Genomic DNA, 16,216 nt, shown 5'->3' on the forward strand with positions numbered 1-16,216 from the left:
ATATTACTTGTATAATTATGTATCATAGGAATCATCCTTTTTTGTACAGATTATACCAGAGATTCTAAACAGGTTCTTAGAGAAAGGTTAATAATCTTATTTTTAACGAATGTACCGAAATGAATTTTTTCCTTAAGCGTGTGAAAAGCGATAGCCCCACTGAGCATTATTTAAGCTGCATAGTATTTAGCTACTTATTATTTTGAGTTTAGGTGTATATCTTTTAAGAGGATATACCAAGTTCTTTTATTTAGATAATTACTTGAAACTTGAATGGGAAGAACATGATCAAGCCCCCATTCTAATTCGTTTATTTCATTTTCAAGTCCTGTTGGATAGAGTAAAAGGATCTTAAAATTATTTTTAACAATATTTGATAAAACTGTTTGTAATTCTAGCGCTTCAATCAAGTTTCCGCCCCATCTAACAAATAAAATGGACTGTGAATTATGAATTATTTTGTAAAGGTTATCAATTCTTCGATCTAATTTTTGTTTAAAATCATGGTATGTGGTGAACCAATCTTCATTTGGAATAACAGGGAAATCATGATAAGATGTTACGTTATATTTTGTGTCTTTTATAATATGAGAAAAAACAGGTTGTATCACACCATCATTAAACACAACATTTTGATCCGGCATTGCGTGCATGTTTTTTAAATCCATAAAGTCTATAAAGTTATTTTTCAATAATTCATTGATAGAAGAAAGATCCGGTGATTCAAACCAATCTAGAGGACCTGAATATTTCCGCAATCTATATTTTTTTAGATAAATAGCAGTATAACAATTTTCCCCTAAACTAATAACATCATCATACATTCCTTGAAGCTTTTTCATTTCCAATACAATCATCCTTTTTTAGAAAAATTAGAAGGTATATATATATTCTAAAAAGCGTTATTATGACACAGAATAAGCTTTTGAAAAATAGGAGAACTGATTCATTATAAAAATAATATATGTATGTATAAAAACTCCTGTGAAAAGGCTCACAGGAGGATAAAATAAAGCATACTTCGGGTTATATACCATTTGTTGAGGTAAGAATTGTATGTGATAATGAATGACGTTTCTATAATAAAAGGGATAAACAGAAATACATTGAAGTTAGTTGTGAGCAAATTATAATTTAAAATTGAGCGGAAATAAGAAGCCCCAGTTGCAGAATGAAGCAACTGGGGCATTTTTTAATCTCTTCCTAACTTAATTATATCATGTAAATCAAGTTCGAAATAGACTGTTTATTCGTATTTACTACTGCTACAATCAAGAACACATGCAAAATAAGGAGAGATGTTACATGAGTTCTTTCGTTCTCGATTTTCAGGAAATAGGAAAAACGCAGTTTTCACTCGTTGGTGGAAAAGGTTTCAATTTAGGGAAGTTATCTAACATTCAAGGGATGCAAGTGCCAGAAGGATTTTGTGTTACAACGATAGGATATGAAAAGGCTATCGAGCAAAATGAAGAGCTTCAAACTTTGTTGCAGCAGCTAACAAAGTTGAAAAAGGAAGAGCGAGCTCAAATTGGTGAAGTTAGCGAGAAGATTAGAGAAGTCATTATGGCAGTAGAAATTCCTTTTGATGTAGTGGAAGCGATAGCTCATTATCTCTCACGTTTTGGAAATGAACATGCGTATGCCGTGCGTTCTAGTGCTACGGCTGAAGATTTACCATATGCCTCGTTTGCTGGTCAACAAGATACGTATTTAAATATTATCGGAGAAAAAGCGATTTTACAGCATGTAAGAAAGTGCTGGGCTTCTTTATTTACAGAGCGAGCAGTTATGTACCGCATGCAAAATGGTTTTGAACATAATCAAGTTTCTATATGTGTTGTCGTTCAAAAAATGGTTTTTCCTGAGGCTTCGGGCATTTTATTTACGGCTGATCCGATTACTTCTAACCGAAAGGTGTTATCAATCGATGCCAGTTTTGGACTTGGTGAGGCATTAGTATCCGGATTGGTCTCTGCCGATAATTATAAAGTAAAAGAAGGCGAAATTACCGAAACGATGATAGCGACTAAAAAAATAGCTATTTATGCTTTAAAAGAGGGCGGAACAGAGACGAAACAGATTGATCCGGCTCAACAAAAACTTCAAACATTGTCTGAACAACAAATTTTACAACTAGCAAGTATCGGAAGACAGATTGAAGCTTGTTTTGGTTGTCCGCAAGATATTGAATGGTGTTTAGCCCATAATACATTTTATATTGTCCAAAGTCGCCCCATTACGACTTTATATCCAATTCCTGAAGAAAATGATGGGGGAAATCATGTGTATATATCAGTTGGCCATCAACAAATGATGACCGATGCGATGAAACCGCTTGGGTTATCTTTTTTCCTGTTAACGACTAATGCTCCTATGCGTAAAGCGGGGGGAAGGCTGTTTGTGGATGCTACACAAAGATTAGCTTCACCTGCTAGCAGAGATTTCTTAATAAACACTTTAGGGAAATCTGATCCGCTCATACAAGATGCATTAACGACTGTAGTTGAGCGAGATGACTTTATTACATTGTTACCAGAGGATGAAAAAGAGAAGAGTGCTGGCAAAAGTGTGCCACCTGCAAATTCGCAACCAGAAATCGAAAATGATCCAGCAATCGTTGCGAATTTAATAAAGAATAGTGAAGCATCAATCGAAAAGTTAAAACGAAACATGCAAATGAAATCAGGGAAGGATGTACTTGATTTCATTTTGGAAGACATCCAGCAATTAAAGAAAGTATTATTTAATCCGCAAAGTATAGCTGTCATTATGGCTGGTATGAATGCTTCAACATGGATCAATGAAAAGATGGAGAAATGGCTAGGCGAAAAGAATGCAGCAGATACGCTTTCTCAGTCTGTACAAAATAATATTACGTCTGAAATGGGTTTAGCATTAATGGATGTTGCTGATGTGATTCGGCCGTATCCAGAAGTTATTGCGTATTTACAACATGTAGAAGATGATAGCTTTTTAGATGAATTAGTTCAGTTTGAAGGCGGAGAAAAAGCTCGAAATGCCATCTCTGCTTTTCTAGATAAATACGGAATGAGATGCAGCGGAGAAATTGACATTACGAAAACGCGCTGGAGTGAAAAGCCAACTACTATTATCCCGATGATTTTAAATAATATAAGAGATTTTGAAGTTGGCGCGAGTAAGCGGAAGTTTGAAGAAGGACTGCAAGAAGCTTTGAAAAAAGAAGAAGAGTTAGTAGATCGATTACAACATTTGCCGGATGGTAAACAAAAAGTAGAAGAAACGAAGCGAATGATTCTCAACGTCCGTAATTGTATCGGTTATCGTGAATATCCAAAATACGGCATGATTAATCGTTATTTCATATATAAGCAGGCATTATTGAAAGAAGCTGAGCAACTCGTGCAGAGCGGTGTCATTCGTGAGGTCGATGATATATACTATTTAACTTTTGAAGAACTTCACGAAGTTGTTCGCACGAATAAACTAGATTACGAGTTTATCCAAAAACAAAAAAATGATTACAAATTATATGAAAAACTAACGCCTCCTCGTATAATGACATCTGATGGAGAAATCATTACAGGAAAATATAAACGAGAAAACATCCCGGCTGATGCGATTGTAGGTTTGCCTGTTTCATCCGGAATTATAGAAGGAAGAGCGCGCGTTATTTTAAACATGGAAGATGCGAATTTAGAAGAGGGAGATATATTAGTTACTGCTTTTACTGACCCGGGCTGGACACCGTTATTTGTGTCTATAAAAGGGTTAGTTACCGAAGTTGGTGGACTTATGACGCACGGGGCAGTAATTGCACGTGAATATGGATTACCAGCAGTTGTCGGTGTGGAGAATGCTACGAAACTAATAAAAGATGGGCAACGAATTCGGGTACATGGAACAGAAGGGTATATTGAATTGTTGTAGTTGCGAGTTGCGCTTTAGATAAATAAAGAGATCAGTCACTAATTATAGTGATTGATCTCTTTATTTTTTTAGCCAGCTATTACCACCTGGAATATTGATGAATCAGAATGTATACCAATTCGAACGAAAGAATATTTTCAAAAATATTACAAATTCAGACAACATATTGAAAGTTATCTGAATTTTCATTATTATATAAACGTTATAACGTATTTAATATTGGGGAGGAATAGGGATGAAGAAAAAACCTTTTAAGGTGCTGTCTACGCTTGCGGCGACAGCTGTGCTTAGTTGCGCATTTGGATTTAGTAGTCAATCTGTTTATGCGGCAACGCCGTCTCATACAGGAACTGTAAGTCCAATTGATGAAAATTTAATTCAAGAGGATCGTTTAGCAGATGCGCTCAAGAAACGCGGTGTAATTAGTGAATCTACGTCGAAAGAAGAAACATTAAAAGCTGTTGAAAAATACGTAGAGAAGAAAAAAGGTGAAAATGCTGGAAAAGAACCAGCGGCAGGGGATAGTGTCTCAAGAGAAGCTTTTGACTTTTTGAAAAAAGTTAAAGATGCCAAAGCAGATGCGAAAGAAAAAGTTGATCAACCTACTGCTGGTCCAGTGGTAGGTGAAGCGCCGGTTAAAGGGGGATTAAACGGAAAAGTTCCAACTACTTCAGCGAAGCAAAAACAATATAATGGTGATGTTCGTAAAGATAAAGTTCTAGTATTGTTAGTAGAGTTTGCTGATTTTAAACATAACAATATTGATCAAGTACCAGGTTATATGTATTCAAATGATTTTAATCCAGAACATTATCAAAAAATGTTATTTGGTAATGAGCCGTTTACACTCTTTGATGGATCAAAGGTCCCAACATTTAAACAATATTATGAAGAGCAATCTGGTGGTAGTTATACAGTCGATGGAACAGTAACAAAGTGGCTGACAGTACCAGGTAATGCGGCGGAGTATGGCGCAGATGCAGGAGATGGTGGTCATGATAATAAAGGACCAAAAGGACCACGTGATTTTGTAAAAGAGGCATTACATGCAGCTGTAGAAAGTGGAATCGATTTATCTGAATTTGACCAATACGATCAATATGACAATAATGGTGATGGCAATAAAAATGAACCCGATGGTCTGATTGATCATTTAATGGTTATTCACGCGGGAGTTGGACAAGATGGAGGCGGCGGTAGACTAGGTGATGACGCAATTTGGTCACATCGCTGGAACCTTGGAACACCATATCCAATTGAAGGAACAACAGCAAAGGTTGATAACTGGGGCGGTAAAATGGCAGCATACGACTACACAATTGAGCCAGAAGACGGAGCGGTTGGTGTATTCGCACATGAATTCGGTCATGATTTAGGCCTTCCAGATGAATATGATACGAAGTACTCAGGAGCAGGTGAGCCGATTAACTCTTGGTCAGTTATGAGCGGCGGCAGTTGGGCTGGTAAAATTGCAGGTACAACGCCACCGAGTTTCTCTCCGCAAAACAAAGAGTATTTTCAAAAGAACATGGGCGGGAACTGGGCAAATATTGTAGAGGTTGACTATGATAAATTAAATCGCGGTATCGGTTTGGCGACGTACTTAGATCAAAGTGTAACGAAATCAGCTCGTCCTGGCTTGATTCGCGTTAACTTACCTGATAAAGATGTAAAAGGTATTCAGCCTGCATTCGGTAAGAAATATTATTATAGTACAAAAGGCGATAATCTTCATACAACATTAGAAACGCCAGTGTTTGATTTAACAAATGCAACACAGGTGAAATTTGATTACAAAACATTGTATGAAATTGAAACGGAGTATGACTTCCTTGAAGTACATGCAGTGACAGAAGATGGTAAGAAAACGTTAGTGGATCGCATTGGTGAAAAGAATGTGAAAAATGGTCTAGATACAACGGATGGTAAATGGGTAGATAAGTCATATGACTTAAGCAAATTTAAAGGTCAAAAAATAAAACTAGCATTCGAGTACATTACAGATGGTGGTTTAGCACCGAACGGTTTTACGCTTGATAACGCTACATTAACAGTAGATGGAAATGTGGTGTTCTCTGATGATGCGGAAGGCGAAGCAAAATTAAAATTAAATGGTTTCGTTGTATCAAACGGTTTTGATAAGAAGAAACATAACTATTACTTAGAGTGGAGAAACTATGCTGGTGCGGATCAAGCGTTGAAATATAGTAGTGGTGTACCATATAATACAGGTCTTGTAGTATGGTATGCAGACTCTAGCTTTACAGATAATTGGGTTGGTCTACATCCAGGAGAAGGTTTCTTAGGAGTGGTTGACTCTCACCCAGAGGCAATTGTTGGAACGCTAAACGGCAAACCAACTGTAAAAAATAGTACACGATACCAAATCGCAGATGCGGCGTTCTCCTTTAACCAAGCGCCAGCATGGAAGGTTGTATCTCCAACACGCGGAACATATGATTATAAAGGATTACCAGGTGTAACGAAGTTTGATGATTCTAAATCGTATATGAACGATTTAATCCCAGATGCAGGACGTAAATTACCGAAGCTTGGGCTGAAATTTGAAGTAGTTGGACAAGCAGATGATAATACTGCAGGTGCGGTTCGTTTATATCGTTAATAATGGAGAAGCTGTTGAAGGGGATACCTTTCAACAGCTTTTTTCATAGAAGTATAAAGTTCATTTAACAATTTGTTGCTGTTCAAATTGATCAAAAAATGTTTTTATGCTGGCCGGCTTATTTCTTTAAACCAGCCGCATAAAAAGGTCCATGAACTGCGATTGTAGATAAAATACGAGCAATTTCCTCAGGTGTTTCTTTTTGTCCGTTATTTAACCATTGCTGAATGACACCTATATGAGCAGATGCCATATAAGAAGCTAAGTATTGGCTTGGGACAAGTAAATTCTCCTTCTTAATGAGAGCACCATTCGTATCTTCAAATAGTGTTTTCCACATAAAGTCTTTCAGTTTTGTTTGGAAAGATAAATCTCCTTTTGGGCTCAGTACAGCTTTCATAAAATCACTATTTTCATTTAGAAATTCAAGAATAGAAGTGATAAGTAGAAACGGCATTGTTGGAGATGGGTTTGATCCAAGATCCGCAATAACTTCTGGCAACTTCCGTTTGGCTATGCTAGAAAACTCATACATAATTTCTTCTTGGCATTTCGTCATTAAATCAAATTTATCTTGATAGTGCGCATAGAAAGTACCACGATTTATGTTCGCTCTCGTTGTAATATCCTTCACTGTAATGGCGTCAAAACCTTTTTCTTCAATTAGTTCCACCAATGCATTTCGGATGGCAGTTTTCGTACGAACAACACGTAAATCTAAATTACTATCACGCAAAGCATGTCCCTCCTTCATTTTAGCCAACACATTTCAAGGATGTGTCTTATAACCGACACATTCACGATTTTTGATTATTGTATAAGGTTCAACTCGAACATATAATTCAAATATAAATAAACAACACGTTGTTGGTTATTATAAATCAAATGATAGGAGGAGAAAAGAAAATGTTTAAAAATAAACTTTTATTGGTATCACCAGTTATTGCACTACTTGTAGTATTTATTTTTTCATTAACATTATTTCCAACTGTTCAACCTCAGCCGAAAAACTTGCCAATTGCAATTGTAAATGAGGATCAAGGAGTAGAAATTCCGAATCAACCGAAAATGAACATGGGGAAAACGATTGTTGATAATATGAAAAAGACATCAAAATCAGAGGAAGAGCCTGCGGTGAAGTGGGTAGAAGTAAAAGATAAGGAATCCGTGCAAAAAGGCTTAAATAATCAAGAGTATTACGCAGCGTTAGTTATTCCGAAAGACTTTAGCACAAAACAAGCATCATTACGAACGCCACAGCCATCTTCGCCAGAGGTAGAAATATTCATCAATCAAGGAATGAATACAGCAGCTTCAACTATGGCAGGACAAATGTTAAATGGGATAGTTGATAATATGAACAATACTGTTCGCGCGCAACTATTAGAAGGATTGAAAGCAAAAGGAGCTACAGTAACAGCAGATCAAGTTTCAAATATGGTAACACCGATTACGAAGAAAGTGACAAATGTAAATGAAATCGGTAAAAATAGTGCGAACGGTAACTCGCCGATGTCTTTATTCCAGCCGTTATGGATTGCAAGTTTAGCGAGCGCAGCACTTATCTTTATTGCGATAAGTAAAATGCCAGTAAGTACAAGAAAAGAAAGCTTCGTATTAAAACTAAAACAAATAATAACAGGAGCTGTCGCGGCACTTGTAATTGGATTTGGCCTTACATGGATCGCGGATGGTATGGTAGGATTAAATATTTCGAATTTCACCGATACAGCTTTATTTTTAGCCATTACATCGTTTAGTTTCTTCTTAATGATATCGGCGGTACTTTCATTAGTTGGACTAAAAGGAATTGGTGTATTCGCTCTTTTACTATTCTTCGGGGCACCATTATTATCACTAGCACCGGAAATGTTGTCGCCATTTTACCAAGACTGGGTGTACGCATGGTTGCCAATGCGATTTATGATTGAAGGGCTTAGAGAAATATTCTTCTTCGGAAAAGGGTTAAGCTGGAGTACACCTCTTACTGTACTCGTTTGGATTGGTGGAGTAAGTATGGTTATTATTTTAGCGACTGCTTTCAAACGTAGTGTAGTAAAGGAACATAAAACGGAAGTAAATGCATAAAAGATAAAAACGTTTCACTAGGAGTGAAGCGTTTTTTTGATTTTTATAAACTGATAGAGAAATCCAGTAGGACAGGTTTTTCTATATTTTAAAGGGAATAGAAGATGCGGTATCATTTTATATACATGCTCCTGCTATTTCAAATTGCATAAAATGTTATGCGGAATAATGGAGGGGATACGATGGATAATTCGAATTATTATGATTGGTATAGGCAAAATGATAAGTTGATTCGTGATATTGAGAAAGCAATTAATGGAGAGTTTAGTGCAATAAGTTGCTATGCGAAATTAGCTAATATGGCTCCAAATGCGGCGGAACGAAATCAAATTCTTGAAATTCGTAACGATGAAATAAAGCATTTTCACCATTTTGTACAAATCTATACAAATTTAACAGGTCAGCAGCCGAAACCACAGATCAATGAAGGATGCCCGAATACGTACTTACAAGGATTAGAATTTGCAATACAAGATGAACAGAAGACAGTAGATTTTTATTTGGAAATTTCAGATGAAACATCGGATGCACATCTGAAAGAGTTATTGCGCAGAATAGCGGCCGATGAACAAAATCATGCGGTGTGGTTTTTATATTATTTTGTGAAGACGAAGTGAATGAATTGGAAAATAGAAAGGGAAGTACCTTGGTTTATATGTTACAACTGAGGTGCTTTTTCTTGTTTTTTAATGAATAATATGCTTGATTAGATAATAATCATCTATTTTGTATTCGGGAAAGAAATAAGAGTATTTATGGCTTATAAGGGAGGTACAAACAAATGAAACGAGGGGTTATTGTAGATATTCCAAATGAATATGATAATCTACTTTGGAAAGTGCTAAAGCCAATCGATATTACATTATTTGATTGGCGAGTGGAAAATGAGGAATCTTATTTCGTATTATCTGATGGGCTAGGACCGGAATTATTTTCAGAAGATAACAAGGTAATGAGTGGATTAGAATTGAAAAAATTAATAAAAGACAATATATATTATCTCATTTTTGCAGATTTAAAAGCATACCCAAAAGGAGAAGTACTAGAAGAGATTGAAACATATGAAGAGTTTAAAGAAAGTAAGTGTGAATTAGTTTTACTAGTTGCGGATTGTACATACGTCACAATTTACGCTAAAGATCAAAAAGCGATTGAATTGATGTATGAAAACACACGGAATCAAGGTTTTTACGTTGAATATGTGACAGACGAAAATGACGGTAGAACACGATTATCAGTATGGTAGTAATTTGAAAGGGGAACAGCAATATGGAGAGAAACACAGTTAAAGAATATACAATTCGAACTGCTACTGAAGAGGAAAGCGACAGCATTATCATTCTATTAAAAGAAGTAGCAGAGTGGCTACAACATAAAGAAGTGGATCAATGGTAGTATTTGTTAGGCGGAGAAGCTACTGCTGAAATACTAGAAGGTATAAGAGAGAAATATACATATGTGGTTACGAAAGAAGATGAAATTATCGGTACAGTTATAGTATCACCTAAGCAAAATGAATGGGATGAGCGTATTTTTGGTAAGGAGGAAGTTTCAGATTCTTTATATATTCATAGATTTGCAGTGAAACGAAAGTATAAGGGGAATGGAATAGGAGAGTGGATTTTACAATGGATAGACGAGAATGTGAAATGTGACAAAGAGTTTTTGAAGCTAGATTGTGTGGGACATAATCGAACGTTGAATGATTTTTATAAGAAAAATGGTTTTGGATATGTTGGGAGTACAGATGGAATTAGTAAGTTTCAAAAGAGAAGGGGGTAAGTGAATGAATCAAATTCATGTGGATTTAGTTAAAAGGTTGAAAGGGGAACAGTTTCCAAAATGGGCACATTTAGAAGTGAAGCCTGTAAAGTTTAGTGGGCATGATAATAGAACGTTTCATCTAGGGGATGAGATGAGTGTAAGATTGCCAAGTGACGCGGCATATGCACCGCAAGTAGAGAAAGAAAACAAGTGGCTACCTATATTAAGTAAGGAGCTTTCTTTACCGATTTCTGCACCAGTTGCGAAAGGAAATCCAACTGAAGAGTATCCGTGGCCTTGGTCTATTAATAAGTGGATAGAAGGAGAAACAGTTACGAAACAAAATGTCCGTGACTTAAATGAATTTGCGGCGGACTTAGGTTCATTTTTAGTGGAATTGCAAGCTATTGATGTGAGTAACGGACCGGTCGCTGGGGCACATAACTTTTACCGAGGCGGGCTTATATCTATATATGATGAAGAGGCGAGAGGTGCGATCGAAAATAATAAGGACGTTTTTGATGAAACAGTATTAAATCATCTTTGGGATGTAGCACTTCAGTCAACGTGGGAGCGTAAGCCAGTTTGGGTTCATGGAGATGTTGCTCCAGGAAACTTACTCGTTAAAGACGGAAAGCTTTGTGCCGTAATTGATTTTGGCATTTTAGGAGTAGGCGATCCGGCTTGTGATGCAGCGATGGCATGGACATTTTTTGATAAGAATAGCAGAACCGTATTTAAAGAAGTATTGCGCATAGATGAAGAAACATGGAATAGAGCAAGAGGATGGGCGCTTTGGAAAGCGTTAATTACATATGATGCGAATAAGACTAGTAATAAAATAGTGGCAGACGAATCGTATCGTGTGATTCAAGTGATTGTGGATGATTATGAGAAGTAGCAGAAAAAGCCTATTTTAAATAGGCTTTTTCTATATGATTAAATATAGTAATGGAAAGAAGGAGTCTAACATTACTATACAGAATATTTAGATAATAGGAGGTGTCGAATTTTGAGTGAAATTGAATTAAAAAGGAATGTAATTAAGACTGGGAGTGAGAAGGGGGTTATTCTCCGGTTTATACTCGCTAGTCTAGTTGGGGTGTTTATGTTTTTCGTACCAGTTACGATAAACGGTGCTTCTTCCATTATGATTGATCATATCGTATCATGGATCAGGACTTCTGTTCCGAGCGTCGTACCTTATTATGCACTACTCGTTATGATAATGGGTGGGATTTATCCGTTTTATACGAAAAAATGGAATGCATCTATCGTAGATGTTTGTTTTTCTGTTTTAAAAGTAGTTGGTGTTGTCTTTGGTGTATTATATTGCTTGAAAGTAGGGCCAGCATGGTTCTTTGCACCAGATGTAGGGCCGTTTTTGTATGAAAAACTAGTAATATCGGTAAGTTTACTCGTGCCAATTGGTTCGGCTTTTTTAGCGTTATTAGTCGGGTACGGATTACTTGAATTTATCGGTACGTTTTGCCGTCCCATTATGAGACCGTTATGGAAAACACCAGGCCGATCAGCAATTGATGCGGTCGCTTCCTTTGTAGGGAGTTATTCGTTAGCTTTATTAATTACGAATCGCGTGTATAAAGAAGGAAAGTATACGACAAAAGAAGCAGCGATTATCGCTACAGGTTTTTCTACAGTATCCGCAACATTTATGATCATCATCGTAAAAACATTAGACATTATGCATTTATGGAATGTTTATTTTTGGACTACTCTCGTTGTAACATTCATCGTAACTGCTATCATCGTAAGAATCCCGCCTCTAAGTAGAAAACCAGATACATATGTAACGGAAGAAGGGTTCCCAGAGCCTGTTTATAAAGAGAAAATGTTAGAACGCGCTTGGGAAGATGCGCTAGAAGTATCAAAGTCTGCACCGAGTATTATGAAAAATATCGCAGTGAATTTAAAAGACGGTTTTATTATGACGATGGGAATTTTGCCATCTATTATGTCAGTAGGATTAATTGGTATCGTCTTAGCGAAATTCACGCCAATATTTGATTGGATCAGTTATATTTTCTATCCATTTACGTGGGCTTTACAATTACCAGAAGCAGAACTAGCTGCTAAAGCGGCATCTGTTGGTATTGCGGAAATGTTTTTACCTTCTCTTTTAGTTGTAAGTGCACCACTTGTGACAAAGTTTGTCATTGCGGTTGTTTCGGTATCATCTATATTGTTTTTCTCAGCTTCCATTCCTTGTATTTTATCGACAGACATTCCGTTAAAAGTATCGGAACTTATTATTCTTTACGTACAAAGAACGATATTAACGTTACTTATTATTACACCGATTGCTTATTTGTTACTTTAAATTTTTAAAAGATAAAGTTATAACAAAAGAAGCCCTCTGTAAAAGGAAGGCTTCTTTTGTTTAAAAGCGGGGTATTCCCACATCACTATCAAGCTAAGAAAATCAAATATCCTAAAACGTATACTATTTTCTGTTTTTGTTATATTTTTATTTATTTTTTGAATATGACGTCATGCTTCTTAAAAAGATTCCTAGTCCTGCAAAAAAGAATCCTAAGCATAATAAGCTGCCAGGTGTTCCCCAAGTAATTTGATCTAGCATTTTTATCCCCTCCCGATTTATTATTATATAGCATTTATTGGGAAATATCAAAATTTTCCTTTTTAAACACATTCTATTATTCTTATAAAACGTTTTCGTTTTGTATGATATAGTAACAACAAAGGGGGCTTTTAAATGGAAATGATTCACGAAAGAGCAAAGTTACGGTTAATAGATAGTGATGATGTCGAAACTTTGTTTTCGATTGTAGAAGGAAATCGAGACATTTGGGCGTATTTAATCTCTAAAATGGATACTGCGCAAGATATGCAGCAATATGTTCAAAAAGCGATAAAGGGTTACGGAAGGGGTAATGAAATACCTTTCGTTGTAGTGGATCAACAGACGAATACGATTGTAGGAAGTACACGTCTATATAATATTTTAGTAGAAGAGAAAACAGTCGAGTTAGGACAAACGTGGTATCATCCAAGTGTGCAACGTACGAGTATAAATACAGAGTGTAAGTATATGCTTCTCGAGTATGCTTTTGAAAAACTGCATATGCTGAGAGTACAAATTAAGACGGATGCAAGAAATGAAAAGGCACAACGAGCAATTGAAAGGTTAGGCGCAGTTAAAGAAGGTGTGCTTAGAAGTGAACGAAAATTGCCAAGTGGTCATGTGAGAGATGCGGTTGTGTATAGTATTATCGTAAGCGAATGGCCGGTTGTGAAGGCGCGTTTATTAGAAAATTTAGAGTTGTATAAAGAAAAGCTATAATTCGTGTTTTGAAAGGTATATTGTTCGTGATGTATGAAAAATATACCTTTTTTCTTACAAAATGCTACTTTATTTTAATTCCTTTTGTTTCATCGTTCCCTTCTGAGAAAAAATTCGTTACAATGTAGTTGTATGGTAATAAACTTATGAATTTAAAACATGTAATGAAAACCGCAAATAAAATTAATGAATTGATAATCCTCAATTTTAAATGAAAACCCTTTTATACATAAATAACAAGTAAAGTTCCTTCTTTTAAATAAACTCAAACAAAACGATTTGATATAAATGTTTTTTTATAGAAGTATGGATGATGTACGGAGGCAATTACAAATGAAAGAAAATAAGAAGAGTAAGAAAAGACGAATCTTTCAAGTATTTTTACTAATGATTTGTTCTGCTATTTTATATGTAAGTTATGCAGCTTACGATATTTGGAGTTATCGTTTTAAAACAAATGATGGCGTGAAAACGGATGCTGGTATCGTATTAGGAGCAGCTTCTTGGAATGGAAAACCATCTCCTGTATTTAAAGAAAGAATTAATCATGCGATTTCTTTATATAAGAACGGAAGCATTAAAAAGATTATTTTTACAGGTGGTACAAAGTTCGAGGCAGAACTTGAGGAAGCGCGTACTGCAAGAGTATATGCAATGAAACAAGGTGTAAAAGACGAAGATATTTTAATTGAAACAAAATCCCTTTTCACTGAAGAAAACTTAAAGAATGCGAAGGAAGTTGGAATAGAGAACGGAATACGCACATACACGATTGTAAGTGATCCACTTCATATGAAACGCGCAATGAGAATCGCAAAACATATTAATATTGAAGCGTATGCTTCACCAACGCCGACATCAGCATATAAAACGTTAGACACAGAAATTCCATTCTTCTTTAAAGAATTATTCTCGTATATTGGATATGTAACCTCTTTGCCATTAAAGGCATTGAAGGGAGACTAACATAAGAAAAGAACCTATCTTAAAATAGGAACTTTTCTTATTGATCAAAAACATTGTATTTTTATCGGAATAGTGAAACAATAGAGAGGTAGCTTCATATAATCATAATGAAAAAGTGAGCGGTTGATGAATCGAACATAAAGGAGATTATAGTATGGCACTCTCATTTGTTGAAACAGAAGAACAATCTTTCATTATTGAAAAAATAAATAAATTGATTCCGAAGTTCATGGAAAGGGAGCATCAACTAAGTGAATTAGGATCATTTCCGTATGAAAATATAAGTGATTTGAAAGATATCGGATATACGAAATTAACGTTACCGAAAGAATTTGGTGGTAGTGCGATTTCTTTATATGACTTCGTTTTATTTCAAGAGAAAATCGCGGAAGGCTGTGGGGCCACGGCGTTATCGATTGGCTGGCATCTTGGTATTGTGAAAGAATTAGCGGAAAATCGCTCTTGGAATGATGAGATGTTCAAATGGTTTTGCGAAGAAGTGCGTAACGGTGCACTCTTTAACCGGGCAGCAACAGAGCCAAAAACAGGGAGTCCGACGCGTGGCGGTAAGCCAGAAACGATAGCGGTTCAACAAGGCGAGAAGTGGGTTATAAATGGAAGAAAAACTTTTACAACGATGGCGCCAATACTTGATTATTTTATTATTTCAGCAAGTATGGAAGGCCGAGAAGAAGTTGGTGAGTTTGTCATTCCAAGAAATACGCTCGGTGTATCCATTGAAGAAACGTGGGATAGCGTTGCGATGCGAGGGACTGCTAGTCATGACCTTGTCTTACAAAATGTAGAGATAGAAAGTCGCTTTTTTACGAGTGTATTGGGCGGGAAAGTAAAACAAAAGGGTATTGGCTGGTTGCTACATATACCAGCATGTTATTTAGGAATTGCACAAGCAGCAAGAAATTATGCAGTTCAGTTTGCGGGATCATACAAGCCAAATAGTTTAAATCATTCTATTAGTTTATTGCCGAATGTTAGAAGATTAGTTGGAGAATTAGAACTTGAGCTTATGCAAGCTCGCGTCTTTTTATATCAAATTGCGAAAAAGTACGATGAGGCAGAGGATAAACTATCATTGCAAGCCGAATTAGCAGCAGTGAAATACGCCGTAACGAATGCGGCAATATCTATTGTAGATAAAGCAATGCGCATCGTAGGAGCAAAAAGTTTATCAGAAAAAAATCCGCTTCATCGCTACTATTTAAACGTCAGAGCAGGATTGCATAATCCGCCGATGGATGATGCAACACTGTCTATATTAGCGGATGCGGCGTTTCGGTCGTAATTATTTTAAACTTACATTTTATTGTTTATGGGTAATATAGTTGTTTTGAAAGCACATGTTTGGTTACTAATCGAACATGTGCTTTTTATTTGTTTGCCATCCTAAATGCATTCTTTAGCGAAATGCCCCTTATTTTCATACAATGACTTTTTTGAATTTCTGACAATAAGGTGATTGACCCCTTAAACGAATGGATCAAAGGATAGAATGACAAATCGGTCAATTTTGTGAATAG

The 16,216-nt window shown here is 36.1% G+C and carries 12 protein-coding genes and 1 pseudogene; 11 read left to right on the forward strand and 2 right to left on the reverse strand.

Annotation, left to right across the window (positions count from 1 at the left end; translation table 11 throughout):
* Positions 1–197 precede the first annotated feature (197 nt).
* On the reverse strand, positions 198–857 hold the full coding sequence (locus PDL00_RS23955; RefSeq protein WP_270731537.1) for a DUF1796 family putative cysteine peptidase: 660 nt from the start codon (positions 855–857) through the stop codon (positions 198–200).
* 448 nt (positions 858–1,305) lie between these two features.
* Here PDL00_RS23955 and ppsA point away from each other — a divergent pair, with 448 nt between their 5' ends.
* Both ppsA and PDL00_RS23965 read left to right on the forward strand, forming a co-directional pair.
* Positions 1,306–3,912, forward strand: a complete 2,607-nt coding sequence (ppsA, locus tag PDL00_RS23960; protein ID WP_270731541.1) for a phosphoenolpyruvate synthase — start codon at positions 1,306–1,308, stop codon at positions 3,910–3,912.
* 235 nt (positions 3,913–4,147) lie between these two features.
* Positions 4,148–6,535 (forward strand): immune inhibitor A domain-containing protein, encoded by a 2,388-nt coding sequence (locus PDL00_RS23965; protein ID WP_270731544.1) that lies wholly within the window; start codon positions 4,148–4,150, stop codon positions 6,533–6,535.
* A 118-nt stretch (positions 6,536–6,653) separates the two neighbouring features.
* Here PDL00_RS23965 and PDL00_RS23970 read toward each other — a convergent pair whose 3' ends face one another.
* Positions 6,654–7,271 (reverse strand): TetR/AcrR family transcriptional regulator, encoded by a 618-nt coding sequence (locus PDL00_RS23970; protein ID WP_313895074.1) that lies wholly within the window; start codon positions 7,269–7,271, stop codon positions 6,654–6,656.
* A gap of 131 nt (positions 7,272–7,402) precedes the next feature.
* On the opposite strand from PDL00_RS23970, the gene PDL00_RS23975 reads away from it, so the two are divergent.
* The 9 genes and pseudogenes from PDL00_RS23975 (at position 7,403) to PDL00_RS24015 (ending at position 15,981) form a co-directional block, all read left to right on the forward strand.
* A complete protein-coding gene (locus PDL00_RS23975) occupies positions 7,403–8,623 on the forward strand; it encodes a YhgE/Pip domain-containing protein (protein WP_270731740.1) in 1,221 nt (406 codons plus the stop codon).
* A gap of 182 nt (positions 8,624–8,805) precedes the next feature.
* Complete coding sequence (locus PDL00_RS23980) at positions 8,806–9,240, forward strand: ferritin-like domain-containing protein (protein WP_242251670.1); 435 nt, start codon at positions 8,806–8,808, stop codon at positions 9,238–9,240.
* Between the two features lie 164 nt (positions 9,241–9,404).
* Positions 9,405–9,869: a DUF2691 family protein gene (locus tag PDL00_RS23985; RefSeq protein ID WP_270731547.1), complete on the forward strand. Its 465-nt coding sequence runs from the start codon at positions 9,405–9,407 to the stop codon at positions 9,867–9,869.
* A 23-nt stretch (positions 9,870–9,892) separates the two neighbouring features.
* Positions 9,893–10,405: pseudogene (locus tag PDL00_RS23990) on the forward strand (GNAT family N-acetyltransferase).
* 4 nt (positions 10,406–10,409) lie between these two features.
* On the forward strand, positions 10,410–11,288 hold the full coding sequence (locus PDL00_RS23995; protein ID WP_270731549.1) for an aminoglycoside phosphotransferase family protein: 879 nt from the start codon (positions 10,410–10,412) through the stop codon (positions 11,286–11,288).
* A 111-nt stretch (positions 11,289–11,399) separates the two neighbouring features.
* Entirely contained in the window at positions 11,400–12,728 is a 1,329-nt protein-coding gene (locus PDL00_RS24000) for a YjiH family protein (RefSeq protein WP_270731551.1), read from the forward strand.
* Between the two features lie 396 nt (positions 12,729–13,124).
* A complete protein-coding gene (locus tag PDL00_RS24005; protein ID WP_270731554.1) occupies positions 13,125–13,712 on the forward strand; it encodes a GNAT family N-acetyltransferase in 588 nt (195 codons plus the stop codon).
* Between the two features lie 333 nt (positions 13,713–14,045).
* Entirely contained in the window at positions 14,046–14,678 is a 633-nt protein-coding gene (locus tag PDL00_RS24010; RefSeq protein WP_242251680.1) for a YdcF family protein, read from the forward strand.
* 154 nt (positions 14,679–14,832) lie between these two features.
* A complete protein-coding gene (locus PDL00_RS24015; protein ID WP_242251682.1) occupies positions 14,833–15,981 on the forward strand; it encodes an acyl-CoA dehydrogenase family protein in 1,149 nt (382 codons plus the stop codon).
* The last annotated feature ends 235 nt before the right edge of the window (positions 15,982–16,216 follow it).

Origin of the sequence: Bacillus cereus group sp. TH152-1LC (assembly GCF_027710505.1) — a bacterium.
GTDB classification, from domain to species: Bacteria; Bacillota; Bacilli; order Bacillales; family Bacillaceae_G; genus Bacillus_A; species Bacillus_A mobilis.

Bases quoted from the DNA above. Each gene is read 5' to 3' on its own strand.
- ppsA (WP_270731541.1), top strand. From the start codon at position 1,306: ATGAGTTCTTTCGTTCTCGATTTTCAGGAAATAGGAAAAACGCAGTTT.
- PDL00_RS24005 (WP_270731554.1), top strand. From the start codon at position 13,125: ATGGAAATGATTCACGAAAGAGCAAAGTTACGGTTAATAGATAGTGAT.
- PDL00_RS23995 (WP_270731549.1), top strand. From the start codon at position 10,410: ATGAATCAAATTCATGTGGATTTAGTTAAAAGGTTGAAAGGGGAACAG.
- PDL00_RS23985 (WP_270731547.1), top strand. From the start codon at position 9,405: ATGAAACGAGGGGTTATTGTAGATATTCCAAATGAATATGATAATCTA.
- PDL00_RS23955 (WP_270731537.1), bottom strand. From the start codon at position 857: ATGATTGTATTGGAAATGAAAAAGCTTCAAGGAATGTATGATGATGTT.
- PDL00_RS23980 (WP_242251670.1), top strand. From the start codon at position 8,806: ATGGATAATTCGAATTATTATGATTGGTATAGGCAAAATGATAAGTTG.
- PDL00_RS23965 (WP_270731544.1), top strand. From the start codon at position 4,148: ATGAAGAAAAAACCTTTTAAGGTGCTGTCTACGCTTGCGGCGACAGCT.
- PDL00_RS24010 (WP_242251680.1), top strand. From the start codon at position 14,046: ATGAAAGAAAATAAGAAGAGTAAGAAAAGACGAATCTTTCAAGTATTT.
- PDL00_RS24015 (WP_242251682.1), top strand. From the start codon at position 14,833: ATGGCACTCTCATTTGTTGAAACAGAAGAACAATCTTTCATTATTGAA.